At 44.6% G+C, this 23,037-nt stretch carries 27 protein-coding genes; 13 read left to right on the forward strand and 14 right to left on the reverse strand.

Annotated elements, in window-relative coordinates; translation table 11 throughout:
• Positions 1 to 28: 28 nt before the first annotated feature.
• Genes ACP7H9_RS07770 through ACP7H9_RS07780 form a run of 3 tightly spaced genes read right to left on the reverse strand, consistent with a single transcriptional unit; the run spans position 29 to position 2,232 of the window.
• On the reverse strand, positions 29 to 574 hold the full coding sequence (locus ACP7H9_RS07770; protein WP_439222526.1) for a BREX protein BrxB domain-containing protein: 546 nt from the start codon (positions 572 to 574) through the stop codon (positions 29 to 31).
• Positions 567 to 1,346 carry a hypothetical protein gene (locus ACP7H9_RS07775; RefSeq protein WP_439222527.1) on the reverse strand — a complete coding sequence of 260 codons (780 nt, stop codon included), beginning with the start codon at positions 1,344 to 1,346 and terminating at the stop codon, positions 567 to 569. The genes ACP7H9_RS07770 and ACP7H9_RS07775 overlap by 8 nt, the downstream gene beginning before the upstream one ends.
• Positions 1,339 to 2,232, reverse strand: a complete 894-nt coding sequence (locus tag ACP7H9_RS07780; protein ID WP_439222528.1) for a WYL domain-containing protein — start codon at positions 2,230 to 2,232, stop codon at positions 1,339 to 1,341. The genes ACP7H9_RS07775 and ACP7H9_RS07780 overlap by 8 nt, the downstream gene beginning before the upstream one ends.
• Before the next feature lie 1,026 nt (positions 2,233 to 3,258).
• On the opposite strand from ACP7H9_RS07780, the gene ACP7H9_RS07785 reads away from it, so the two are divergent.
• On the forward strand, positions 3,259 to 4,176 hold the full coding sequence (locus ACP7H9_RS07785; RefSeq protein WP_439222529.1) for a hypothetical protein: 918 nt from the start codon (positions 3,259 to 3,261) through the stop codon (positions 4,174 to 4,176).
• A 334-nt stretch (positions 4,177 to 4,510) separates the two neighbouring features.
• Here the strand turns inward: ACP7H9_RS07785 and ACP7H9_RS07790 are convergent, their stop codons facing one another.
• Positions 4,511 to 4,963, reverse strand: a complete 453-nt coding sequence (locus ACP7H9_RS07790) for an antitoxin Xre/MbcA/ParS toxin-binding domain-containing protein (RefSeq protein WP_439222530.1) — start codon at positions 4,961 to 4,963, stop codon at positions 4,511 to 4,513.
• 321 nt (positions 4,964 to 5,284) lie between these two features.
• Here ACP7H9_RS07790 and ACP7H9_RS07795 point away from each other — a divergent pair, with 321 nt between their 5' ends.
• Positions 5,285 to 6,070, forward strand: a complete 786-nt coding sequence (locus ACP7H9_RS07795; protein WP_439222531.1) for a hypothetical protein — start codon at positions 5,285 to 5,287, stop codon at positions 6,068 to 6,070.
• A gap of 237 nt (positions 6,071 to 6,307) precedes the next feature.
• Positions 6,308 to 6,820 carry a hypothetical protein gene (locus ACP7H9_RS07800; protein WP_439222532.1) on the forward strand — a complete coding sequence of 171 codons (513 nt, stop codon included), beginning with the start codon at positions 6,308 to 6,310 and terminating at the stop codon, positions 6,818 to 6,820.
• 230 nt (positions 6,821 to 7,050) lie between these two features.
• Here the strand turns inward: ACP7H9_RS07800 and ACP7H9_RS07805 are convergent, their stop codons facing one another.
• Complete coding sequence (locus ACP7H9_RS07805; RefSeq protein WP_439222533.1) at positions 7,051 to 7,509, reverse strand: hypothetical protein; 459 nt, start codon at positions 7,507 to 7,509, stop codon at positions 7,051 to 7,053.
• Positions 7,510 to 8,080: 571 nt separating this feature from the next.
• Here ACP7H9_RS07805 and ACP7H9_RS07810 point away from each other — a divergent pair.
• Positions 8,081 to 8,254, forward strand: a complete 174-nt coding sequence (locus ACP7H9_RS07810; protein ID WP_439222534.1) for an acetyltransferase — start codon at positions 8,081 to 8,083, stop codon at positions 8,252 to 8,254.
• Positions 8,254 to 8,649: a type II toxin-antitoxin system death-on-curing family toxin gene (locus ACP7H9_RS07815; protein WP_439222572.1), complete on the forward strand. Its 396-nt coding sequence runs from the start codon at positions 8,254 to 8,256 to the stop codon at positions 8,647 to 8,649. The genes ACP7H9_RS07810 and ACP7H9_RS07815 overlap by 1 nt, the downstream gene beginning before the upstream one ends.
• Before the next feature lie 341 nt (positions 8,650 to 8,990).
• Here the strand turns inward: ACP7H9_RS07815 and ACP7H9_RS07820 are convergent, their stop codons facing one another.
• The gene (locus ACP7H9_RS07820; protein ID WP_110013469.1) at positions 8,991 to 9,566 is read right to left on the reverse strand and encodes a helix-turn-helix domain-containing protein; all 576 of its coding nucleotides are present in this window, start codon (positions 9,564 to 9,566) and stop codon (positions 8,991 to 8,993) included.
• 88 nt (positions 9,567 to 9,654) lie between these two features.
• Here ACP7H9_RS07820 and ACP7H9_RS07825 point away from each other — a divergent pair, with 88 nt between their 5' ends.
• The 4 genes from ACP7H9_RS07825 to ACP7H9_RS07840 all read left to right on the forward strand — a co-directional run bounded on the left by ACP7H9_RS07825 (position 9,655) and on the right by ACP7H9_RS07840 (position 13,891).
• On the forward strand, positions 9,655 to 10,293 hold the full coding sequence (locus ACP7H9_RS07825; RefSeq protein WP_439222535.1) for a LysE/ArgO family amino acid transporter: 639 nt from the start codon (positions 9,655 to 9,657) through the stop codon (positions 10,291 to 10,293).
• A gap of 127 nt (positions 10,294 to 10,420) precedes the next feature.
• Complete coding sequence (locus ACP7H9_RS07830; protein WP_439222536.1) at positions 10,421 to 11,524, forward strand: Fic family protein; 1,104 nt, start codon at positions 10,421 to 10,423, stop codon at positions 11,522 to 11,524.
• Between the two features lie 102 nt (positions 11,525 to 11,626).
• On the forward strand, positions 11,627 to 11,923 hold the full coding sequence (locus tag ACP7H9_RS07835) for a hypothetical protein (RefSeq protein ID WP_439222537.1): 297 nt from the start codon (positions 11,627 to 11,629) through the stop codon (positions 11,921 to 11,923).
• Between the two features lie 99 nt (positions 11,924 to 12,022).
• Positions 12,023 to 13,891: a DUF885 domain-containing protein gene (locus ACP7H9_RS07840; protein WP_439222538.1), complete on the forward strand. Its 1,869-nt coding sequence runs from the start codon at positions 12,023 to 12,025 to the stop codon at positions 13,889 to 13,891.
• 63 nt (positions 13,892 to 13,954) lie between these two features.
• Here the strand turns inward: ACP7H9_RS07840 and ACP7H9_RS07845 are convergent, their stop codons facing one another.
• Both ACP7H9_RS07845 and ACP7H9_RS07850 read right to left on the reverse strand, forming a co-directional pair.
• The gene (locus tag ACP7H9_RS07845) at positions 13,955 to 14,854 is read right to left on the reverse strand and encodes a sensor domain-containing diguanylate cyclase (RefSeq protein ID WP_011235640.1); all 900 of its coding nucleotides are present in this window, start codon (positions 14,852 to 14,854) and stop codon (positions 13,955 to 13,957) included.
• Positions 14,855 to 15,114: 260 nt separating this feature from the next.
• Positions 15,115 to 15,258 (reverse strand): DUF2256 domain-containing protein, encoded by a 144-nt coding sequence (locus ACP7H9_RS07850; protein WP_082815469.1) that lies wholly within the window; start codon positions 15,256 to 15,258, stop codon positions 15,115 to 15,117.
• 143 nt (positions 15,259 to 15,401) lie between these two features.
• Here ACP7H9_RS07850 and ACP7H9_RS07855 point away from each other — a divergent pair, with 143 nt between their 5' ends.
• Entirely contained in the window at positions 15,402 to 15,872 is a 471-nt protein-coding gene (locus ACP7H9_RS07855; RefSeq protein WP_034822802.1) for a hypothetical protein, read from the forward strand.
• A gap of 21 nt (positions 15,873 to 15,893) precedes the next feature.
• On the opposite strand, the gene ACP7H9_RS07860 is transcribed toward ACP7H9_RS07855, so the two are convergent.
• Both ACP7H9_RS07860 and ACP7H9_RS07865 read right to left on the reverse strand, forming a co-directional pair.
• Entirely contained in the window at positions 15,894 to 16,172 is a 279-nt protein-coding gene (locus ACP7H9_RS07860) for a peptidylprolyl isomerase (RefSeq protein WP_034822733.1), read from the reverse strand.
• A 26-nt stretch (positions 16,173 to 16,198) separates the two neighbouring features.
• On the reverse strand, positions 16,199 to 16,633 hold the full coding sequence (locus ACP7H9_RS07865; RefSeq protein ID WP_034822732.1) for a nuclear transport factor 2 family protein: 435 nt from the start codon (positions 16,631 to 16,633) through the stop codon (positions 16,199 to 16,201).
• Positions 16,634 to 16,719: 86 nt separating this feature from the next.
• On the opposite strand from ACP7H9_RS07865, the gene ACP7H9_RS07870 reads away from it, so the two are divergent.
• Positions 16,720 to 17,142, forward strand: a complete 423-nt coding sequence (locus ACP7H9_RS07870; protein ID WP_414018735.1) for a secondary thiamine-phosphate synthase enzyme YjbQ — start codon at positions 16,720 to 16,722, stop codon at positions 17,140 to 17,142.
• A gap of 135 nt (positions 17,143 to 17,277) precedes the next feature.
• On the opposite strand, the gene ACP7H9_RS07875 is transcribed toward ACP7H9_RS07870, so the two are convergent.
• Positions 17,278 to 18,456, reverse strand: a complete 1,179-nt coding sequence (locus tag ACP7H9_RS07875) for an MFS transporter (RefSeq protein ID WP_414018734.1) — start codon at positions 18,454 to 18,456, stop codon at positions 17,278 to 17,280.
• A 91-nt stretch (positions 18,457 to 18,547) separates the two neighbouring features.
• On the opposite strand from ACP7H9_RS07875, the gene ACP7H9_RS07880 reads away from it, so the two are divergent.
• Both ACP7H9_RS07880 and ACP7H9_RS07885 read left to right on the forward strand, forming a co-directional pair.
• A complete protein-coding gene (locus tag ACP7H9_RS07880) occupies positions 18,548 to 19,036 on the forward strand; it encodes a GNAT family N-acetyltransferase (protein ID WP_414018733.1) in 489 nt (162 codons plus the stop codon).
• A gap of 77 nt (positions 19,037 to 19,113) precedes the next feature.
• Positions 19,114 to 20,004, forward strand: a complete 891-nt coding sequence (locus tag ACP7H9_RS07885) for a TIGR00730 family Rossman fold protein (RefSeq protein ID WP_034822727.1) — start codon at positions 19,114 to 19,116, stop codon at positions 20,002 to 20,004.
• A gap of 25 nt (positions 20,005 to 20,029) precedes the next feature.
• Here ACP7H9_RS07885 and pgsW read toward each other — a convergent pair whose 3' ends face one another.
• From pgsW to pgsB, 3 genes are read right to left on the reverse strand one after another with little or no spacing between them, the layout of a single operon-like run.
• Positions 20,030 to 21,181 (reverse strand): poly-gamma-glutamate system protein, encoded by a 1,152-nt coding sequence (pgsW, locus tag ACP7H9_RS07890; RefSeq protein WP_417441575.1) that lies wholly within the window; start codon positions 21,179 to 21,181, stop codon positions 20,030 to 20,032.
• 14 nt (positions 21,182 to 21,195) lie between these two features.
• Positions 21,196 to 21,771, reverse strand: coding sequence for a poly-gamma-glutamate biosynthesis protein PgsC (pgsC, locus tag ACP7H9_RS07895; RefSeq protein WP_011235627.1), 576 nt, complete (start codon positions 21,769 to 21,771; stop codon positions 21,196 to 21,198).
• Positions 21,768 to 22,973: a poly-gamma-glutamate synthase PgsB gene (pgsB, locus tag ACP7H9_RS07900; protein ID WP_011235626.1), complete on the reverse strand. Its 1,206-nt coding sequence runs from the start codon at positions 22,971 to 22,973 to the stop codon at positions 21,768 to 21,770. Before pgsB ends, pgsC begins: the two co-directional genes overlap by 4 nt.
• Between the last annotated feature and the right edge of the window lie 64 nt (positions 22,974 to 23,037).

A 23,037-nucleotide genomic window follows, 5' to 3' on the forward strand; every position in this document is an offset into this window, starting at 1 on the left:
GTGCTTAAACTCCTTGTTGCGCCTGGGCTTAATTTTCTGCAGTAATTGCAGTAGCTAGATAGCCCCAGCCATCTTTGGCATCTAATAGTCGGTATTTGTTATCAATGTACTCACCGGGGAATAGCACGAGTAAGCGCCCCGGAACATAAGCTGAAAGCTGTTTTACAAAGTCAGAAACAGAAGCAAAGCCGAATAACGTTCCGCAGCCGATAAGCGCTACCAGCGTATTCTCATCGACGTTCCCTTCGAGTTGTTCGGCGAGCTTTTCGACGGATTGCTTTGCAAATTTCTTGTATTTGGTTTGTAGGCTCTCTGGCTCTTCAAAGTAATCTTCTCGATACTTTTGGCTTGCCATCCACTCCGGAAAAAGACGAGTAATGTCTAGCTGTAACCAGTTATGACCAGCTGCCTCTGTAGCAAACTGAAACTCTTCAATTCGGGCGCGTAGCTTTAATTCATCTTCTTTGTAATAAACGGCAAATAGCACGCGCTGTTCATTCGCTAGGCCATGAGTCCATGGAATACTAATGAAGTTAGAGTAGCTTCTGACCAAGCGATCTAGTCGGTTACTCATGCAGCATTGACTCCTCTTCACGCGTTAAAAGATCCTGAAAGCCAATATCAATGACTTCACTTGAATGCTTGAAGGTGATTAAACCTGCATGGCTCGCCAAGCGAGCTAGCTCTAATAATCGGTCGGTTCGGTATTCAAACATTTGCACCCACTCAGTATTAAATAGGCGATTGCCTGAAGCACCCTGTAAATGTCCCATAACCAATGCAAAAGCGACGTTTACAGGGCGAATATCAGGCTCTGACCGATGCTTTTTATTGCGGCCGATTAAGTAGCCCGCATGGGTCCATGTACCGTTCACGTTTTGTGCTATCGACTTTAACGTAGCTGGACTAAACCTATCAGGAAAACGCTCTGCAAACAGGCTTTCCATTTCCGGTCGAGTGAGAAGTTGTCCAGTGTTGAGCTCAAGTATTTTTTCTTTGGATAGGCGTAGCAATGGGTCACGCGCTAGGCCCATTTGACAGGCTAAAACGGGTCGAGCTTTTTCATCGGCTTCCCAGAAAAGGCGGAAAATACGAAAAAGTGGTATTTCGGTATTCATGCCGTACAAATCGATTAAGTGGCGCCAAGTCAGCTGCCGAGCTTTTGAGGTCGGCTTATTCAGCAAATTAAATTGCTCAATATCTTGTTGGTAATCTTCGGCGGTCGCATTCACAGGGCGATGAGAAAATAGCTCTGTAATTTCAGCTAACATCATGGTTCGGCTGGCATGTGCTCCATTGCGCCCATACTTAAAGCCGAATTTCATTTGAATATCTTCATTAACCATTTTCACTACCCTGGAAGTTATTGCCTGGAGCGAGTGCTAAAGCACCTGCTAGCCGGTTATTTTTTCTTATTTCAGCCGAGTTTTTTAACCATAAATGGTGAGTTTGGGCGCTGAGTGAATGTTGAGGAGTAACATCTACATTCCAAAACCGAAGCAAGTATTTTGCTTCTGCTACTTTCAGCGTTAATTCAAGCTGATGATCTTGTATTTGATAATCGAGTTCGATTGCTTTGGGGTGCTCATGCGCTGGATGCGCCACCAATTGCAAAGTCACTTCATTAACCCATTCGTCGTCATTAATTTGCTTTTCGTGGGAAGCGACCTTTGCGTTCTCTACTATTTCGGCGGAAAGTATTCTGGTGCAAACAAAATCACGAAACTCATTTGATTTCCGATCGAACGCGCGAATATGCCAGCGGTGGCCACTATTTAAAAATGCGTAAGGCAGAATTTCACGCTGGGTAATACCAGAACTCAACGAAGCGTATTCAATTTTAATTACACTTGAATTAATGACTGCTTTGGTCAGCGAAGAAACGATTTCCGGTTGTGCTTTTATTAAGCTGACGGAATCGACCGAACGTATTTTCGTTTCCGAAGAAACAGAGTTTTTTTTCTGGTTTGCTAAGTTTTTTAAAGCGATTTCGACATCGTGATCAAATAGTGGCTTAAACGCTTTTCGCGAATAGTAGCGTTTTGTTTCGTGGCGCAATTCTAAATTGCCGGGAGCAAGTTCTTTGTAAAGTGAAAAGTCACGAGAACTCGATGCCGGACCAATTTTGAATTGTTCGGTCAAATCGCTTCTTGCGACAAAGCCAAAAAACATCAACCGGAAGTCGATGTATTCTAGCCGTTCGCGTTGTGCAAAAGTAAGGTCTTCGATCACTGGATTTTGTCTTAATTTGGTTTAGTACATCACTGTACTTTGCACTCCTGGATAATGCAATCATTTTGATAACTCCAGTTTGTTATCAGAAATTGGGCTCGCTTAGCGGGCGCATTCAAAACCTAGGTTCTGACACCACTTTGTCGTTCAGAAGGTGTATTTGGAAAAGCTTTAGGATTTCTCACATCCTACCTTCCGAACGACAGATAGTATGTAGTACTAATCATAGTCACTGATATCGATTAGTACGGAAACATGCATGTGGAGAAATCGTCGCGAAAATTAGTCGCAGTGACAAGGTTCCGTACAACAGATCTGCTGTACGAAGGGGGGATTTGGGTGAAAATCGTGGAAGCTGAGTTGCTATGTCAGGGATATGTACACAAGATCTGTTGTACAGATGGTTGCATTGGCAAATTACGGTAACCAGGTGTTTTGCCACCACATACTAGATTCCGTACAACAGATAGTATTTATTACTAAACATAGTCACTGATACTGGCTAGCAAGGGTAGGCTCATGCCGCTTTGGGAGTCGAAAACACGCAAACAACCGAGAACAAGTGCAGTACTAATAGTCTGGTGTACGGCAAGTTACGCTGTCCATATAAACCGAAGGTATTTTGCGAACCATCACAATGTGCTGTACACCAGATGGTATTTAGTACGGATACCGTTTTTAATGATACTGGCTAGCAATGGCAGGCTCCTGCCGCTTTGGCTGTCATAAATACGCAAACAACCAGGAACAAGTGTCGTACTAATAATCTGGTGTACGCTAAGTTGCGCTGGCGATATAAGCCGAAGGTATTTTGCGAACCAGCACAATGTGCCGTACACCAGATGGTATTTAGTACGAAATACCGTTAACGTGAGCATTGCTTTGCGGCGCTTAAGCGAGGGGGGATTTTGAAGCAGGAGGGTTGAAATGGATGTTAACTCAGTTGCCAATAGAGGTGTCTTACTGGCGGGTATGCCAGGTGAACTTCTGTTTGAATCAGGTTGGTTTGAAAGTTTCAGCGATTTGGTGATGCAGTTTCTGCGAACGCAAAACGAAAGTAATGCTGCGGCAATTACTTCTGATCTGCAATTATTTAAATTGCTTAGCTCGAATCGAGAATCGGTAACGTCGGAAAAATTTAAAACGTTGAGTTTGAAGTATGCGCCGGAACTTGAAAGTACGTGGATTGATTCTGAAACGCCTGATGAAAAGGAAACTTCGGGTGCCTGGTGGCTTTTAGAAATTGTTCTGAATATATTTTTATCGAAACAGCCAGAGCTGCAATTTGAAAAACTTAATGAATTTTTAGCCGATGAGAAAAAGGCGGTTGCGGTTTATCTGCAACAAAAAGATTCGCGTAGCGTTTTGCCTCATATTGAAAAATGGATTGGTGATGACTGGGGAAGCAATGCTGAATTCGAAATCAGAAAAATACTTTTATGGCTCGCCTTTTTTGAAAAGTTTCTTCGTGTAACGACAGAAGGTTTTGATGATCGCTTTCCAGAGCAGGGCATGATGAAAATGTTTTTGCCTGTTGTCGAAAACAATAAATTGATATTGAGTAATGAGCGATATGTATCAGCGATTAAACAAAAATGGGTTGGTACTGAAGGCAGTTGGGTTTCGTTTTACGAAAAAATAACGGAAGCGAAATGCACTTTTTATTCGAACGAGGGTGAAGACCCGAAAGCTGCTGTCGAAAAATCACTAAAAAGAATTCGCACCGGTAAGACCCGGTTAAACAGAAAAAACTATGAGAGTAATTTCCGCGTCCTGGATACCAAATTAAGGCAAGCTCCCATGCAGCCGGTTGAGCTGATTGCACTGCTCTGTGAAGTGATGACGAAAAAGCAAGCGGCGATGCTCAAGGATAATGGCACGCCCACGGATATTGAAAAAGTGTTTGCCGTTTACCCCAGAATTTATGAGCAATTCACTGTCTGATTCGGCTAAATTTTAAAATTCCATTCAGATGTCCTCCTCATCGACGAGTTGCCGTGAAAACATCCTCTTTGCTGTTTCAGCAAAATAATTAACTTAAATTGAGAGGATAGAAAAATGGCTAAAACGTCAACTGCTAATCGTCCAAATTCAAAGAACCCGAATAATCCGGCGTATCATCACAACCAAAGGAACCGTGGTAACCAATTAAACCCTAACAACCCTGAATACAAAGGGGGAAAAGGAAAGGGAAAATGAGTTAGCGAAGATTATCTGTTTTGAAAATAGACGATGAGCGGGCTGGCCTGATGTTAGTCCGCAACTTTAACGTTTGCCGCTAGTTGAAAACACCGTACTCCAGGCGATGAATTAGAGCGAGTACCTGCTGAAGCTCTATGAATAAGTTCAGGTTTTCGATAGGTGAGCGCCCACCGAGCCCTCTACAAGGCTTTTTAAGCCAGTTAATAGCAACGCACGCCTCACCCTCAAACAGTGCCTCAGCGGCCGTTATGGCTTCAATTAACGCATAAATACGGTTGCTTTCTACCCTGGTAAAGCGTCTGTGCTTTCTTCTCTGTACCTTATTCCGGTCAGGAAGGTTAAGCGCATTCAATATCTCAGCCTCTGACAGCTCCGTTTCGTGCGCTAGATAAGCGACGACGTCAAAAGTGAAACCTTGCACGATGGCATCGCCCATTGCAGGGTAGTCTTCAGGTAGCCCGAGCCTCTCCTTTAAAGTCAGCTTTAAAGGCTGTTGCGCAGGTTTTGGGATGTAGTATTCGTGGTGCATTTGAGTACCTCAAAGCGAAAGCTCAGTCAGTGCTTTTCTTCTTGCTTTGAAAAAACGTGATCAGCAAATGAACACCCAGCATAACGACCGGCATCACTGCCACCCAAATTAATAATGATTCGTTGCCCATCAGATACTCCAACCAGGTTACCAGGTACTTAGAATAGCATTTTCTGTTGGATTTACAGCCACTATGCGGCAGAAATAGGGTCTCACTTATAAGACAAAGTTCCGTACATATGGTCTGGTGTGCGCCATCTGTTTGTGCTTGTTTGTTTTTTCTCTTAAAGTGCTCACTTTGTAAGCAAGAAACTTTACGCCATGAATTTCCTAAGCCTTATTAAACAAATCACTTTAAACCCTGCAGCAATCGGTGTTCTTTTCATTGTTATCGGAACTGCGTGGCTTTTTCTACCATTTGATGGGTTTGCTCTGTTCTCTTTATCTGTCGGCTTGGGATTCTTGGCGGCCTCCACTTATCAATCATGGCTAGCTCCTATTCCTGAACTTTGGCGTAATAAACGAGCAAAAAAGCAAAAGCAAAAACAGAAAATCAACCAACAAAAAGCGCTCATTAACGAGCTTGGAAAAGCTGATATAGACAAACTATTCGAATTTATCCCTTCGGGGCGACTTAATTATTTCGGTTTTGCGGATACGCATGATTTTGCAAGGGATATGTATCAAAACGGACTTCTAGTGAATGTGGCCAAAATGGAAAAGTTTTGGATAGTAAAAATCAATCCAGACCTATTTGATGACATTTGGGCTCGCTACACATTTGTCTGTAGTGAGCTTGCTAACCAAGCAATTCGCTCTGTCGGAGATAACACTGAGGTAAATGCTACTCTGCAAATGCTCAATAAGGGCAGCGATGAACCTTTTGAGGTCAACGAAGAGGAATGGCGGGTTGGAATGAAGGTATTAAAAGAGTTAGCTTCCGCCTCTCTTATTACAATTGTGCATAATGGTGATGAAGTCATCCTCAAACCCGATCCTTACATAGAATACTTTGAAAACAACGGAATTAGTGTATTTGATAAGGTTCCAGGGCTGGATGCGATGAAAGAATTTTCGCTAAAACAGAAAGAAAAAATCACCGGTTAATGTGACTATTGAAGTGTCAAGGCAACATAATAATGCTGCTTTTGGCTGTTATAGGCTTATGCTTGTTTCGTGGTGTGGTTATCGTAAGTGAAATTAGGTGCTTTGGTCCGGTAAACCCGAAGGGCAGCTGTTAGTTTAGTTCAAAGCGGGTAAGAGTCTGAGGATGCGTTAGGCTTGGTTATCAGCTATATTGATTTTTATAACGCTTTACACAATCGCTAAGCTAATGGAGGAGCTATGAAGTTACTTTCGCTTTTGGGTTTCACGTTAACACTTTTTCTGACAGGCTGCGCCCAAACGTCCACCAAACCTACCATTGAATCAAAGTACGACCCTTATTCTGAGGTGAAAATGGTCAGTGTCGGCTCGTTTGAGATAGCGCCGGGACTCAAATGGGATATTAGCAAAGGCACATCTGAAGGCGAAACTAGCTACCTAGTATATTTTCAACGTAACGGAGCTTACGATAGCCCTGGTTCCAAATGGAAGTTCTTAAAGCATCATCACCTTTACTTTCTGGCTGATGGGAAAAGCCTCGATGCCGGCCCGGGAACGCACGAAGGCGATGTTAACTCCACCAGCTCCGGATACCCTTACATTACAGAAAGTATGAGCTACGTGGTTTCGAAAGGTTTTATAAAGAGACTGGGAGAGGCTAGTAACTTATCTGGTCGGGTCGGGAACCAGGAATTTGATGTCACTGACGAGCAGTTAGAGATCCTAAAAACATTCATTAGGAAGCATCTATAGACACTCAAGCGTTAAAAGCAAAAAAGCCACCTGTGAAGGTGGCTACTGAGTATCGCTTAGCATGACATTGCGGCTCCGATTGCCAAGTGTGAGAGGCTAGCGACAGGAAAATCCTACCAAACGAGAATAGCGAATGGAACTGTTTTTTATTCTTTTGTTTGAAGGAACCCATCGGACTATGCATGAGTTCACTTTTCCTATTGAAACCTTGAGCGATTTAAGTTTGGTTTTTATTTTCGTATTCCGTTATTTGAAATCATATCTGGGTTGTTCGGGTCTTTAAAATGTCTTATTTGATGTGGTTCAATCGGATCCTTTCCATCCAATAAATAATCCCTGATATTAACCAGTACATCATTAATCGGTTTGCAGTCAGCCTCTTTAGAAATTGTTGCATTCAAATCTTTGACGAATGCTGAAGGTAAGTACAAGCTAAGCTCCCAAAGTAGCTGATTTAATCGTTTTGTTGACTCTCTTGGGTGAGTCCACTCAGCAACTAGTTCTGCAATCAATGCAGCCTTTTCCCTGCGTGAAATATCGCTCTTGTAGTTTTCCAGTTTGATGTTGTACTCGTGTCTAATCGATGCCTTTAGTCTTTCTAGTAACCAGTTTCTGCACAAATAAAGGAGACCGGATATAAGTACGGTTGTTGTTAATGTGCTGGTTATTGAAATGAGAATAGTGTCCACTTGAGCTCCAACCCATATAAGTGAAAATGTGTTTAATATTTTAGGCGTGTTAAAAACAGTGAAAACACCTAGTCATAATCACGGTGCTCAGTTTGCAGGCGCCAGAAGTAGTGTTGGCCAGTGTACCATGTGCTCAACTTTTGTTTCTTCATTAGCAAAAGAGGTTGTATAGACATTTATAAATGCAGTTGTAAACTGACTATGATAACGCTTTGTTTGATTTTTCATTTAGCAACTTCTCTATACATGTTATCCGAAGTCGACGATTAAGCTGATAGACCTCGGTTGCCCCTAGTGCTGTTTTTCTCTCAGAGGCTAATTTCACATTGGGTTAGGGTGCGGCATGGCTATTGTATTTTCAACAACTTTCAATTGATCATTATCGATGAATAGGGGCCTGACAGACGCTTATCGTAAAAGGCGAGTTCATTGCGTAATTTGTGCTAGTGCTTTCGTACACATGTTTACGAATCTAATTTTCTGTTATAAGTGGTGTTACATAGCGGTTTATAATAAAATTCTTATTGGGCATTACGTTGAGCTTCAACGGCTGAAAAGGTGGAGTGCGGTTATGGAAAATAAACTCGCAAAATATGGTGTTAAAAAACCGGTTAGTCGACCGAAGATCAAACCAACTAAGCAACTGAACCTGGATACTCCAGAGGGGCAACGTCTAGTTTATACAGAGGCACGAGTGATTCTGGCGCAACACAAGAAAACTTTTAGACGCTTGGCTTCTATGTGATGCAACTTATTCAATTCCCAGCAACCCGCGTTATTGAAATTAATGCATTTATCTTAGCGACTGAACCGGGAAACAAAGGCGTACCCGATAAAGGAAAGCTAGAGGGGGCTCTTGCCAGGATCGATAATGCAATAACTTATGAAGGCTTGGACGACGTTTTTGAAATTGCAGCAAAATATGCTCTAGTCATAGCGCAAGCGCACGCCTTGTCCGATGCCAATAAACGCACAGGTTTGATGGTTGCACTCGAATACCTAGCGCTGAATGATTTTGAACTTTCAATTGAGCGAGAGCAGCTTGCTGATGCAATGGTCGATTTGGTTTTAGGTGTTATTGATGAAAAACAGTTTGCCGATCTACTTTACGATTGTTACGCAAACAACTTAGAGCAGTAAAAAGCAGATTACACTTCCGCCGACTGGTGAGTACATCGGTGAGTATAGTTAAAATCAAGTTTGCTAGATATATTTTAAGTGATTGATTTTTAATAATTATAATCTTTTCAATCAACAAGCAGATCCAAAATATAGAATGACGTGCTTTGAGTAGCCTGCGGTTTTACCGCAGGTGAGAGCTCATAGTTCAGTAAACCTCAGCAATCGAACAATATTTAACGCATCATCAATAGCTCGGTGATGCGTGCCTTCAAAAGACAAACCGTGATATTTAAGCGCATTGGCTAAGCCAGCGCTACGACTGTTCACTTTCCCCTGACGCCACTGTTGTTATGAAACGCCTACCGAGACTTTTCATAAACCGTCATTGTGAAGTGAACGGGTTCGTTAGTGCTGTTTTGGTAGGTGTGCGCAACGTCCATTTCGGCGGTCATTGAGTCACCTGCCGATAAAGTATAAGTTTCTCCATTCACCAAAACGTCTAAACAACCTCCCTCAACGTGAATGAGTTCAATGGTTTCTTTAGAGTGCGCCTCAGATACAAATTGTTCTTTGGGAAACATAGACCATCGCCATAACTCGATCATGATTGTGCCCTTTGAACCTGCAAGCAGTCGAGCAGTCCCCCCATGATCACCATTCCAGAGTGTCGGAATGTCCTGAGGCTGTCGAATCGTTACTTTCGGGTCGTCTGATACAGCTACGATATCCGCCACAGAAACGGCAAGTGCATTGGCTAATTTACATAGAATTCCGATGCTTGGGTTTGCACGCCCTTTTTCTATTTGCACTAGCATCCCCTTGCTGATTTCGGCATTTTTAGCCAGCTCATCAAGGGACATTCCGTATTGCTTACGAAAGGTGTAAACGCGTTTTGCGATAGCTTCGTTAATAGCTGTTTTATCTTTATCGGTCATTATATTGACTATTTGTTTCTTTATATTAAACTGACGATAATTTCCATTATCGTTGACTTAAACGATTAGAACAACGCAGGAAGTGATAATGTTTGAGTTTGTCAGTGTATTCGTTATGGGTGCCGTAATTTCTGGTGGATTGATTATTGCAATTGGTAGCCAGAATGCCTTTCTGTTAAAAACCGGGCTAACGAATAATCATCCGTTTGCAGCGGCGACCGTTTGTTTTGTTGGCGATATTCTACTTATTGGTGCGGGCGTGTTTGGCGTTGGCGCGCTATTTTCGATTGAAAGCATCTGGGGGCAAATGCTGAGCTTAGCGGGTGCTATTTTCTTAATTTGGTATGGAAGTAATGCGCTAAAAGCTGCAATAAAGGGTGAAAGTCGATTATCGATAGACGAAAGTGAAAGCAAAAAGACATCGTTAAAAAGCGCATTATTGATGGCTTTTGCAATGACATTTTTAAACCCACACGTTTATATAGACACTGTTGTTCTGGTTGGCGGCGTTACTGCTGGCCTTGAGCAAGTCTATAGACCGTGGTTCGTGGCCGGCGCTCTATGTGCCTCCGCAACGTGGTTTTACACATTGGTATTTGTTGCAAAAAAGCTCGCTAACAAACTTAATAAACCAAAAACCTGGCGTATTATCAATGCATTAATCAGTGCGGTAATGTATCTGATCGCAGGTAGTCTTTTAGTAGATGTAGTCCCGTATTGGCTTTAGCCGATAAAAGATACAGAAGTACCAATGTTTGCAAAATGAGCCGAATACATCTACTATTTGGCTCATACTGTGAGCCGAATAAGCTTGTTATTCAGCTCACGACGCAAACAACTAAGGTAATCAGCAAATGACCGCGTGGCTCTGGCAACATAAAGATTGGCCGAACATGGTGTGGCAGCAACAACCGCTGGCGCCTTTGTTGCGAGGTGTTTATGATCGTCTTGGTCAGCTCAAAGGTAAATCTGCACTGGTTGAGAATGACGCTGAGTTTAGCCTAGATACGCTCTTGGCAAATATTGTTGCATCGTCGGCGATAGAAAGTGAAAAAGTTGATGTGTACGCGGTGCGCTCATCTTTAGCCCGGCAGCTTGGTATTAATAATAACTCTCCGGTAAAAACGGATGGTTCCTCGGAAGGGCTAGCCAGTTTAATGCGATCTGCAGTAACAGACCTGGATGAGCCAATTAAATTAGAAAGGCTACTAAACTGGCATCGATGGTTGTTTGAACATCATGAATCGCTTATGCAAAAAGTAGAGCCTGGTGTTTTGCGCGGTGAAGCACCTATGCAAATTGTTTCTGGCCCTATTTCACGACCGACCGTTCATTTTGAAGCGCCACCAAGAGCCAATATTGAGCCAGAGCTCGAAAGCTTTGTTAATTGGTACAACGAAACGCAGCAGGACTCGCACTACGACCCTTTGTTACGTGCTGCTATTGCCCATTTGTGGTTTGTGACAATACACCCATTTGAGGATGGGAACGGGCGTATAACTCGAGCGCTTACCGACAGAGCTCTGGCTCAGGCGGACAGGCAAAGTATTCGGTTATTTGCGATGTCCGAAGCGATTTTGGCAAATCGTACGGGTTATTACGACATACTGGAATATACCCAGAAACATGGGGTTGATATAACGCCATGGCTTGTTTGGTTTTTACAAACACTTACTGAAGCTATTGACGCTGCCCTAGTAAAAATTGACAGGGTTGTCGCTAAGGCAAAATTCTGGGCTCACCACGCGGATAAAAATGTTCAACCGAATCAGCAAAAGGTGCTTAACCGGTTGTTGGATGGTGATTTTGCGGACGGCATTAATGCATCGCAGTATAAGTCGGTGGCTAAAGTGAGCAAAGCAACGGCGACGCGACACTTGGCGGATATGGTTGCACAAGGGCTGCTTTATAAAACAGAAGGCGGTGGGCGAAGTACGCGTTATAAGGCTTCTACCTAACTTATCGACAACCACATGCTACCAGCATAGAGCACCGTAATAAATACGCTTTCCATACCAATATAGCCGAGGCTTTCTGTTGAACGAATACGAAAGGTTTCTATGCGAAAAACGGACAAAAAGCTAGAACGGGAGATAATCCGCGAACTGACTCAGTTGTGCGAAGTGGCGAAGTTTGAACATGAAGGCTTTATTTGGCTCACGCATGAAGTGAACTATCAGCGCTTTCCGCAAAGTTTGAAGGTGACGCTTGTGTTTAACGAGAGCGTAAGCAAGGATGTATTACTTACCGAGTTTCAGGCTTTGATTCCAAAGGTGCAGTTCGCACTTGAACCTGTAATAGGTGAGCCCTTGCCGGCTGCACAAATTGAGGCGTGCCGGGAACATAGACTGCAATAAGCAGCTGCCTGCCTTAACAATTTACCCTGTGGTCGTGCCTGCGTTGACATACTGTGCTACAACAGATATCAAGTTTAGAAAACTGACAGGAGAGAACACATGTTTGAATATAAAAAGATAGCGCTGGCGGTCTCGCTAGTGTTAATGACAACAGCCTGCTCTGACGCTTCCAAAGAAGAAGCGACGACGGCAACTGCGGAGTCGAAAACTGCGACGACTGAAAACACTACCCATAATGCGGAGCAAACCGAATCGGAAAAGGCGAATAAGCTGTTTGAAGACATTTTCATGGAAAATGTTATGCGCAGCCCTATGTATCAGTCTTACCTTGGTATTAAAGATGACCAGGATAAATGGGACGATATTTCTGAAGAGCGCGCAAAAGAAGATTTAGAGTTTCAGAAAGCACAGCTGGAACGGGTAATGGCTATTGATGAGTCTAAGCTGAATGAGCAGACTAAAATAAGCTGGACGCTAATGAAGCAGAAGCTGGAAAACGACATTGCTGACTTTAAATGGCGTCACTATAACTACCCGGTTAACCAAATGTTCGGTATGCACTCCAGCGTAGCATCGTTGCTAATTAATCAGCACGGTATTAGCGAAGTGGATGATGCAGAAGACTATATTGCGCGTCTTAATGGCCTGCCGGAATTATTTGAGCAGTTGGCAGAGAACCTGGAGCTGCGGGCTGAGAAAGGCATTATCGCACCTAAGTTCGTTTACCCTTATGTCATTAGCGACAGTGAAAATATCATTACCGGTGCGCCGTTTGATGATGGTGAACCCAGCGCGTTATGGGCAGACTTTTCTAAGAAAATAGACGGCTTAGATATTGATGACAGTCAGCGCGATGAGCTTTTAGATTTGGCGAAAAAAGCGATGCTGGAATCAGTAAAACCGGCCTATGAAAGCTTGATCACCTCAGTAGAGGGCATTGCTGAGCAAGCGGATACTAAAGACGGCGCCTGGAAATTTCCTGATGGCGAAGCTTTTTATAATAACGCATTAAAACGCACCACCACGACCGATCTGACTGCCGATGAAATTCATCAAATTGGTCTGGACGAAGTAGAGCGTATTCACGAAGAAATGCGCGGCATTATGAAAGAAGTTGGCTTTGACGGCACGCTTCAGAAGTTCTTTGTGCATATGCGCAACAGTGACGACTTTACTTATTCGAGTACGGAAGAAGGTCGTCAACGTTATCTGGATGAAGCCACTGCCGTTATTGATGACATGCGTGGACGCCTTGATGAATTGTTTCTTAATAAACCAAAAGCTGAGTTAACGGTAAAAGCGGTAGAGCCTTTCCGCGAGAAGTCTGCAGGTAAAGCATTCTATCAGCAGCCGTCAATGGACGGTTCACGTCCGGGAATCTATTACGCCAACCTGTACGATATGTCATCTATGCCGACGTATCAGATGGAAGCTTTGGCTTATCATGAAGGTATTCCGGGTCACCATATGCAAATTGCAATGGCCCAGGAGCTGGAAGGTATTCCGAGTTTCAGAAAGTATGGCCGCTACACGGCTTATACAGAAGGCTGGGGGCTATATACCGAAAAACTTCCAAAAGAGATTGGCCTTTATGAAGACCCTTACTCTGACTTTGGTCGTTTAGCTATGGAGCTTTGGCGTGCAGTGCGTTTGGTTGTTGATACCGGTATCCATGACAAAAAATGGACTCGTGAAGAGGGTATCGATTTCTACGTGAACAATACGCCGAACGCGAAAGCCGATGCCGTGAAAATGGTTGAGCGTCATATTGTTATGCCAGGCCAGGCAACAGCCTATAAAATTGGTATGAACAAAATTCTTGAATTGCGCGAAAAAGCTAAATCAGAGCTTGGTGATGCGTTTGATATTCGTGAGTTCCATGACGTTGTGCTGGGTAGTGGTCCGGTACCACTTAATGTACTTGAGCAATTCGTTAACGACTATATTAGCGAAACGAAAAGTTCTTAAATCTTTTCCCTAAATACAGCGCATCACCGCACTAACTCTGCGGTGATGCGCTGCTTTCATTGGTTATTCACTTAGTCGATTCCCACCGCCGCGCTTGGCCTGATACATAGCTTGATCTGCCCGGTTTATTAGAGCGTCTACGGTGTCTCCGTGTTTAGGCCACAGAGCCATTCCTATACTGGCGGTAACAACCTCTTCTCCATGCGGCAGTATTAATGGTGCCTGCATTGCCTGACGAATTTTCTCAGCAACGGTTCGCACTATATCGACTCCTTCATCTGTTGTCGGAACCGCATCAATAAGTACCACAAACTCATCGCCACCTAAGCGCGCTACCGTGTCGGTTGCACGAACTGAAGCTGCAATCCGTTCAGCAACTCCCTTCAGTAACTGGTCTCCGGTTGCGTGCCCATAGGCGTCATTGATAACTTTGAATTTATCGAGATCTAAATACAACAGACCCAGGCCGCCGCCATCGCGTTCTGCTCGTGTTTGTGATGTACGAACCCGGTCATAAAATAGTGCGCGGTTGGGGAGCTGGGTTAATGGATCGGTCAGTGCCATATGCTCTAAGCGCGCTATTAAAGCTTCACGTTCTGCTTCAAGTTGCTTTTGCTCAGATACATCCCGGGCAACGCCAACCCGCATCTGGTCTCGTTCAGACCAGCGCGCGGACCATAGCAAATGCACTATTGAGCCGTCTTTACGTATGTATCGGTTCTCGAACTGAACAACCTCGTTACCTGAGTTGACTTGTTGAGCGATAGCCATGGTTGCCTGATGGTCATCGGGGTGCATAAAGTCAAACATTGAACGACCAATCATTTCTTCAGGGGTATAACCAAAAACACGGGCTGCACCCGGGCTCAAATAACTGAACTGGTGCTGCTTATTAACAACGCAAATCGCATCTAATAGCAAATCCATGTATTCGGCAAGATCGGCGAACGCGGCTTTATTCATTGAAAATATAAGACCCGGCTGGTGTAAATAGGAATATGGACATGGTTACGCTTAAGCAAAACCATTGTCCACTGTTTTAAGCAGGTTTTCTCCTGTGCGATTTAGTACGTAATTTTATGTTCGTAGGTTCAGTATACACATTCCAATCTTTACAAAACCACGCTAGCATAGAAGAAAAGCGGCTAAAGAATTTTATGAAATATTGGCGAAAATACCACCCGACTATTGGCGCTGATGACCCTCGGTATCATCAGGTGTCGCTAGTTTTGACGGCCTTGTCTTCGACAGCGTTCAGAGCAGTATTTAACGTCATCCCAGCAGTCCTTCCATTTTTTACGCCAGACAAATGGACGCTGGCAAACCGGACATAGCTTGCTGGGCAGGTGCGGTTTTTGGTGCGCCAATTGAAAGCTCCTCTTTTAATAAAGCATGAACAGCGTTTATTCCAACTGCATTCTACGGCTCCTTAAAGATATTGAAAGAGTTGAGTGAAATCTCCACTTCTGTGCTATTGATTAAGGATGGAATTGAAACCGAGAGTCGTATTATGAAACACAACATTTCTTATGGTTTAGTTTTTGGTCTGGCGTTGTTAATGGCGGGCTGTGCGTCACCGTCTTCTTCCGTGCTTATTGGTGATGCTCGTCCGGAAATTCCGGCTGAGCAGGTAAAAGTCTATTTAGAAAAACCAGAAAACTATGAGGAAATAGCTTTAATTGAAGCAACCAGCGACTCCTCGTGGAGCTTTGGTGAGCAGGCGAAAATGGACGCGGTATTAAAGCGCCTGAAACAGGAAGCGGCAAAAGTTGGTGCTAATGGAATTTTGCTTCAAAAAACGGGTGAAAAAGAAGGTAACTCTGTTTATGTCGGCACCGGCGCAGGGAAATACTCGGGTAACTTGGGCTTAGGAGTAAGTGTGGGTAAGGCTTTTGGGTTGACTGATAAAACCGGAGAAGGCATTGCTATTTATGTAAAATCTGAAAACGAGAAAGGCGTTGAGCCGGAACAAAATAATTAAGTCCGGCACCGCCCCGGCCAGCTAACTACGAGACAATGTCTTAATTAAGTGCCAGCCAAATTGGGTTTTGACCGGGCCATGCACTTCAAGAGTGGGCTTGCCGAACACTACTTTGTCAAAAGCAGGAACCATTTGTCCGCGGTTAAACTCGCCTAAGTCACCACCTTTTTTGCCCGAGGGGCAAAGTGAATGCTTACGTGCAAGCTCGGCAAACTTAGCACCTTTGGTCAGTTGCTCTTTTAGTTTTTCGGCTTCATCTTTAGTCTCGACTAAAATATGTAATGCGTGTGCTCTTGCCATTTTTACCCCCGGCGTTTATGTCGGTTTTATTCAGGGACTTCAGTCGCGTTCCAGTTAACTGCCTGCCAGCGACCATCCCGCTCAATGAGAACGCCGGTATTGTAATAGTATTTTGTCACTTTTCCTTCTTCTTCGGCGGTTAGTGTGAAATTAAAAACCACAGTGTCACCAAATTGCTTTACTTCGATATCTTCGGCCTCGTACCACACTTCAACTTCTTCCGGGTCTTTGGTCTTTGAGCTTTTAACGCCGGACATAAGATGCTCTTTACCAAAGCGGTTTCCAGTCGAGCTGGTGTAAGTGAGTTCTTCTGCCCAGAAGTTATCGTGAACCTTGTGGTCATTGATGCTGGCACCGTAAAGAAAGCCCTCAACAGCCTTCGTTGTCGCTTCCTCTACATTTTCTTGAGCTAAAACCGTACTGCTGAATAGCAGGCTGAAAACTATAATTAAGTATCGCATCGTCAGTCTTCCTTTAAGTTATACTTTTATTTTCTGTATGCTGTCAGCATATGGCAAGCTCTGATATACGGCAAACAGGTTTACAAATGCTTATCAAACAAACGGAACTTCAGTTAGCGGCTAAGCCGCGTGGTTTTCATCTTATTAGTCATGAAGTAGAACAAGCTTTATCACAACTCGGTTCGGTTAAAGCTGGGCTATTACACGTATTTATAAAACACACATCGGCATCGCTGACCATCAACGAAAACGCCGATCCAACAGTCCGTCAGGATTTCGAAAGCCACTTTAATGAGATGGTGCCAGAGAATGCGCCTTATTATCGGCATACATTTGAAGGTCCTGATGACATGCCTGCGCATTTAAAGTCCAGTATTCTGGGAAGTAGCGTGACGATTCCGGTTACCGACGGTGGTTTGAATATGGGAACATGGCAAGGTATATACCTATGTGAACATAGAGATCATGGTGGCGGCCGTACTTTAGTTTTGACATTGCAGGGTGAGTGAGAGGGAGCTAGTACTCACTTAGCCAAACCTGGCAATAAGAAAAATAAGGGCTAAAGCAGCAATCACCCCGACAATGGTGAAAATGCCGTGTTTGTAGATACGCTGGTCTTTCTGTTCTGTCGTCATGTCTTTTCTCTATGCCGATAATTTACGCATTGCCCATAAACCAATAACTGGGCCGGGCAGTAAAAGCCAAGTGACCCATTCATTATGTATAGACCACAAATTGCTGGTTAGCCATATTGCCGGTAGTGTTAAAGAAAAGCCAATAGCATTCATTATAGCTAGTGCCGAGCCAATATTCTCCTTTGGCGCAAACTGGGCGGCTAGTGCCGAAAATTGTGGGGAGTCGGCGATAACAGTTAGGCCCCACAATAGTAACAAACCGAAAATTAACCCTGCTGGAAGCCCTGTCATTAGAGGGTATAGTAAGCAAATGGCACCGGAACTGAATAAAGCCTGTCGGGCAACGCGCAAACCGCCTATTTTTTTACTCATGATACCGCCGCCAATACAGCCCAGACTGCCAATAGCAATAATACTAAATGCCAGCCAAGGCGCTGCGCTTAATGGCAAGTTTAGAGTTGCTAGTGGGTGCAATACCAATAACGGTGTCAGCATCCAAAAAGCATAGAGTTCCCAGGCATGACCAAAGTAGCCTATGGCTATAGCACGAAATTTAGGTTGGATTAGTGCGCGTAATCCGGAACGAAAAGTGTGGGGTGTCGTTACGCTAGGTAAATGAGGCCCGCTACCAAGCCAACCCACTAATAAACCACCAAGCAATGCCAATAGCGAAGATGCCAGTAACGGGATCTGCCATGAAAAGTCCAGAGTTATGCCGCGCATGAGGTGGGGCAAGGCCGTGCCCAGGGTCAGCATTGCCAATAGCCAGGCAAGTGCACTGCCAGCGTAACGAGGCACCCAGGATATCACCAGTTTCATTCCCATTGGGTAAATTCCTGCCAGGCAAAGTCCGGTTAAGAAACGTAATAGCCAGCCGAGAGTTGAGTGATCAATTGCAACAATAAATAGGGCATTAACCAGGGCACCGGCAATGCTCGAGAGTAAAAATATCTGACTGGCTCGGTAACGATCAGCAAAACCGGTTAACGCCAGCGTTAGAGTTCCGATAATAAAGCCCAGCTGCACAGCCAGGGTATAAGCGCCTAAGTCTGCTTCGTTAAGGTGATGCTCTGCCGATAAAGGAAGCCAGACACCGTTAATGCTGAACCACAAGGACGTGCCCAGTAATTGAGAGAGAATAATCAAGGGTAAAGCGAGTTGCTGGTGCAGTTTGGTATTGCTTAGCATGGCGCCGTTAGTTGCATCTTTTAGGAGGTCACTTTTTATTTGCCTTACATTACCTTAGTTAGTGAACTAACGCGACGTTAGGTTTTCTTCTGTGCTAATTTACGTTGGAAACCCATTGTTAAAACAAAGAGCGATGTTAAAGAAAGCTGAAATCAACGAGTTAAAAGAGGCGCTGACCTGGCCTGAGAATGCGGCCGAGTTCAGGCTGTGGTTTGGCGATAAAGTTCGGTATGGCAGTCCGGCTGAGGCCATCTGGCAACAGATTAAAGGTAACGAACGCGGGACTTTTGGGTTTTACCAGAATGAAGAGCTGGTTGGTTTTGCCCAGGCTTATGAAAAAGTCGAGAACGGTATTCACATAGCCTGCCTTATTGTTAACCCGAAAGTTAGAGGCCAAGGCGTTGGTCGGTTGTTTGTAAAAGCATTACTGGAAAATGCCTGGGCGCAGCAGCAAACCCGGTTTATTACGTTGAATGTATATCCTGAAAATATCCCGGCCCGGTCACTTTATAAAGATTTGGGATTTCAAGAGGTGGGCGAGAATAATGACATGGTCTCTATGCGGCTGGAGAGAGAATAATTCAAAAGGCTTTGCTCTGTATTTAAGATAAACTGGCCGTTATTGGTCAACACTAAATCTATGCATACGGGCTTCCCATGACAGAAAATGAATTACATCGACGCCGCTTAATTTCAGCAAAGCAGTCTGAAGAATCTATTGCCAAGATAGAAGGGCAAGGTTCGTATAAGCTGGCATTTGCCGACCATGAATTTTTACTGCAGGACGATTTGCGCGCGGTACGCTTGCAACTGGAGTATTTAAAGCCTCAGTTAACCCTCGAAAAGCATCAGATAGACGCAACCATTGTTGTGTTTGGTAGTGCACGATTTTTATCCCCCGAACAGGCGCAGCATGATGCCCGAATGGCCGAGCAGGCATTAGCAGAAGACCCGGATAACGACAGCTTAAAGGGTAACTTAAAGCGTGCTCAGCGGGCATTAAAAAATAGCGCTTATTATCAGCAGGCATTGGATTTTTCGCGTATTGCGACTGAACATAACCTGAGGCACGATGAAGAAAACCTGATGATTGTTAGTGGCGGTGGTCCCGGCATAATGGAAGCTGCAAACCGTGGTGCGATGGAAGCCGGAGGCGAAAGTATTGGGCTGAATATCGTACTGCCTCATGAGCAACGCCCGAACCCATATATAACGCCTGAATATTGCTTTCAATTTCATTATTTTGCTATTCGCAAAATGCACTTTCTGCAACGAGCCCGTGCGTTAGTTGCTTTTCCCGGAGGGTTTGGAACACTCGATGAGTTATTCGAAACCTTAACTTTGGTACAAACCAAAAAGTCTGAGCCAGTACCTATCGTTTTGGTTGGTTCTGAGTTTTGGAGTCGGGCAATCGATTTCGATTTACTGGTAGAAGAAGGCACTATTGCAGAATACGACTTAGATTTGTTCCAGATTGTAGATAGTGCGGAAGACGCGTGGCAGGCAATTTGTCATTGTTATGACTTAAAAAACGGGAGCAAAGGTTAACTTGCTCCCGTTGCGCTTGGTTCTATTAAACCATCGGTTTCGTGCTCTTACCGCTTTCGCCGGTTCGGCGCCACAAGCTAGTGATGCGTGCAGAGCGGACGATAAGCCAGGTCATGGCGAATAAACCAAGGCCTAAACCAAGTGCTAACCAGCGGTTATAAACGGTTGCTGAATAGATACCGCCATTGCCAACGGGCACAACTTCTTGTGGCATTAACGGAAGGCCATGTCGTGTGGCCATATCTTTAATGCCACTAAAGTGAATACCCGGAATATCTTCTTGCAGGAAATAGCCCATCATGGTGTCGACAGCAAAAGCTCGTGAAGGAGCGTCCCTCTGAAGACCTGACTTGAACATATCATCAATACCGGGAGGGCCTACTATAGTTGCGCCACCACCAACATTTATGAAGGCTTTGTATTGACGGTCAGCTGAATATTCACGAAATATGGCAATACGGTCAGCGACGGCTTCCTGGTAGCTTGCAGGATCAATAAAATTGATACCGGCTCTTTCTATTGTATTTCGTATTGAGGTAATGCCTTCTTCGGGAATACCAATTCCCCGATCTTCAATACCTCCAATAGAAGCGTAAACGGGTTTTGAACTGAGTACGCCGGCTTCGCGGAGTTCTCGCTCCATATCAAGCCATAGAAAGTTGGGTACGTTTCCGCCCCACTGCGAGGATGATGCGGAAGCGATAATAATCGCTTCTGCTCCCATCGCTTCGATAGCTGAATAGACGGCCAGGTTCATTGCCGGAAAGGAGCCTGATACCGTAACTGCAACTAAATCTCCTTCCTGCACACCAGCATCTGCCATTAATTTGACCGCGACCGCTGCCCAGTTAGGGTTAACAGTGGTTTGCTTGGATTCGCGACTACCATGGTTAGTGGTAACAATACTGTTTTCCAAACCAACCATGCCAGAGCGTTGGGGGTCGAACTCCGGGTTAATTGGAGCCAGTTTTGCGCGTAACGGTTTAAGAACCTGCATACCTTCACGCATTATTTTTGACGCATTGACCATGGTGGCATAATTGTCATCAACAACGGGATCACGCTGTTTAACATTTTCTGCCGCAACCATAACGATTACTGACAGTACGATAAGAAAAATAAGTCCCCAGGTTGGTACGCCCGACGAACGCCAATAAATCTTTGTAAAACTACTCATGATTCGTCCTCCTGTTACCAGCCTGGCATCTGAAATGCTTGGCTTGCTTCGTACATTTGTAATGATTCGGGCATAATGATGATAAGTGCCAAGCGGACCAGTACCGCAGTTACTGCGAGTCCGCATAAGGTCTGCAGTACGCCTTGCCGATCAAACCAAATAGCGATAAGCCCGGGAATAATGTAGCCGACGATGCTACTTTCCATAATCGACATCATAAAGCTAGATTCAAGAGTGGCAACTTGAGCCTGTGCATCACCACCGCCTGCTATCATTTGCAAATCTACCCAGTTAACAATGTTACCAAGGAATAAATCCATCAAGCCGGCAATGAGATAACCGGTAAGAATCATGATAATGGTTTGGCGACGGCCATAAATAATAGCGAAGCTAGCGATAACTCTGACAATTAGGTAGGTAATAAGCGCCGCAACAAGCGTGATAGCCAAGCTTAGAGGATCAGTCAGTTGCAATGCAACATAACCGGGAACAACCAAGCCACCGGCGGCTAAACCTAATGTTTGTGTGAGTAACAAAGTAAAAAATAAACCGACACCAATGGCAACGGCAAGAATGTTTAATGCAATCATAAATCTTCCTCCTTGATTGCCCGGTTCTGGAAGAAACGAGCGACTTCTTCGCCACCTCCGTGAATGTTGCACATACCGACAACTAATGCGCTGCTGCCGGATTCTTCTAAAATAGTTTCGGTAATTTCGGTCATCTCAGCATTTTCCATAACAAGTAGCTTTTCGGGGTCAAGGCCGTATTTCACGGCATTACGGACGAAAATGAAGGTTCCTGAGCCCATCAGCAGATATTTATCTGCCGGACTCCATTTGACGATGTCTTCGGCCATTTGCTGAGAGCGGTGAGGGCGGTCAGCCCTGCAGTTGATCAAAACAATTTTACGTCGCTCTTCGCCATGTTTTTCCAGCATATTTTCCCAAATGCGTCCTGTAGACTCAGGGTCATTGGCTGCAAAGGCGTTGACGAATACAATTTCGCGCTTGAAGTAGTTAACGTGAAGAACCTGCATGGCACCCGCTTCCGGCTCTAATGCAACCATGCCATCCAGAGCTTTCTCCCGGTCAACACCAAGGTGCTGGCAGACATTCAGAGCTAAAGCAACATTTTCGGCGTGCTCTGCGTAACGGAAACGCTTCATGGTGTCATCGGTAATAGCGTTAACTTCGTCCTCGGTTACGCCATGCAGTTCACTTTTACGGTCGTTACATGAATGTTTAAACACATCCAGTAAGTCGCGTTCGGCGGTGAATAAGTCGCCTTTTAGTGGGGTGCTACCTGCCAGAGCTAAGGCGACATCGTTCTCTCCGGGGCCCATAACATCTAAATGGTCGGCACGGGCATTGGTAATAACACCAACAGTTGAGCGAACCATTCGCAATTCACTCAAAGACTGATACTGAGGCTGCAGTGCCATACATTCCATAACCACAATTTCAGGCTTTAATGCTGCCATTCTTTTGAGTGTGCGCATTTGTTCAATAATATTTGCACCGCTTATTCGGTAAATAGGAAATTCGCGACCATCCGGGTCGGTAATAGCTGCTGCAGAACCAGTTGTTTTAGCACAAATGCGTTTACCACCACTGCGTAATCCTGCCGCAATTAACCGGGTAACGCTGGTTTTTCCCCGAGTACCATTTACATGGACTCGCACTGGAATTTTACGGACAAGTGCCCAATGGCGAACGGCCTCAAAAGCGCCGGCTATCACCAGAACAACCCACAGTGCAGCCACGATAGCGAGCATGCTGGGTATTTCCACGAGAATCCTCCTGAATTAATTCGTTTAAAACGGGACTATAATTACAGACTATCCCTTAATAGTG

Source organism: Idiomarina sp. ST20R2A10 (assembly GCF_051842345.1).
Classification (GTDB): domain Bacteria; phylum Pseudomonadota; class Gammaproteobacteria; order Enterobacterales; family Alteromonadaceae; genus Idiomarina; species Idiomarina loihiensis.

Bases quoted from the DNA above. Each gene is read 5' to 3' on its own strand.
- ACP7H9_RS07865 (WP_034822732.1), bottom strand. From the start codon at position 16,633: ATGCGATACTTAATTATAGTTTTCAGCCTGCTATTCAGCAGTACGGTT.
- ACP7H9_RS07790 (WP_439222530.1), bottom strand. From the start codon at position 4,963: ATGCACCACGAATACTACATCCCAAAACCTGCGCAACAGCCTTTAAAG.
- ACP7H9_RS07875 (WP_414018734.1), bottom strand. From the start codon at position 18,456: ATGCTAAGCAATACCAAACTGCACCAGCAACTCGCTTTACCCTTGATT.
- ACP7H9_RS07840 (WP_439222538.1), top strand. From the start codon at position 12,023: ATGTTTGAATATAAAAAGATAGCGCTGGCGGTCTCGCTAGTGTTAATG.
- ACP7H9_RS07830 (WP_439222536.1), top strand. From the start codon at position 10,421: ATGACCGCGTGGCTCTGGCAACATAAAGATTGGCCGAACATGGTGTGG.
- ACP7H9_RS07775 (WP_439222527.1), bottom strand. From the start codon at position 1,346: ATGGTTAATGAAGATATTCAAATGAAATTCGGCTTTAAGTATGGGCGC.
- ACP7H9_RS07770 (WP_439222526.1), bottom strand. From the start codon at position 574: ATGAGTAACCGACTAGATCGCTTGGTCAGAAGCTACTCTAACTTCATT.
- ACP7H9_RS07810 (WP_439222534.1), top strand. From the start codon at position 8,081: ATGGAAAATAAACTCGCAAAATATGGTGTTAAAAAACCGGTTAGTCGA.
- ACP7H9_RS07795 (WP_439222531.1), top strand. From the start codon at position 5,285: ATGAATTTCCTAAGCCTTATTAAACAAATCACTTTAAACCCTGCAGCA.
- ACP7H9_RS07815 (WP_439222572.1), top strand. From the start codon at position 8,254: ATGCAACTTATTCAATTCCCAGCAACCCGCGTTATTGAAATTAATGCA.
- ACP7H9_RS07855 (WP_034822802.1), top strand. From the start codon at position 15,402: ATGAAACACAACATTTCTTATGGTTTAGTTTTTGGTCTGGCGTTGTTA.
- ACP7H9_RS07825 (WP_439222535.1), top strand. From the start codon at position 9,655: ATGTTTGAGTTTGTCAGTGTATTCGTTATGGGTGCCGTAATTTCTGGT.
- ACP7H9_RS07835 (WP_439222537.1), top strand. From the start codon at position 11,627: ATGCGAAAAACGGACAAAAAGCTAGAACGGGAGATAATCCGCGAACTG.
- ACP7H9_RS07885 (WP_034822727.1), top strand. From the start codon at position 19,114: ATGACAGAAAATGAATTACATCGACGCCGCTTAATTTCAGCAAAGCAG.
- ACP7H9_RS07845 (WP_011235640.1), bottom strand. From the start codon at position 14,854: ATGAATAAAGCCGCGTTCGCCGATCTTGCCGAATACATGGATTTGCTA.
- ACP7H9_RS07860 (WP_034822733.1), bottom strand. From the start codon at position 16,172: ATGGCAAGAGCACACGCATTACATATTTTAGTCGAGACTAAAGATGAA.
- ACP7H9_RS07800 (WP_439222532.1), top strand. From the start codon at position 6,308: ATGAAGTTACTTTCGCTTTTGGGTTTCACGTTAACACTTTTTCTGACA.
- pgsC (WP_011235627.1), bottom strand. From the start codon at position 21,771: ATGATTGCATTAAACATTCTTGCCGTTGCCATTGGTGTCGGTTTATTT.
- ACP7H9_RS07820 (WP_110013469.1), bottom strand. From the start codon at position 9,566: ATGACCGATAAAGATAAAACAGCTATTAACGAAGCTATCGCAAAACGC.
- pgsW (WP_417441575.1), bottom strand. From the start codon at position 21,181: ATGAGTAGTTTTACAAAGATTTATTGGCGTTCGTCGGGCGTACCAACC.
- ACP7H9_RS07870 (WP_414018735.1), top strand. From the start codon at position 16,720: ATGCTTATCAAACAAACGGAACTTCAGTTAGCGGCTAAGCCGCGTGGT.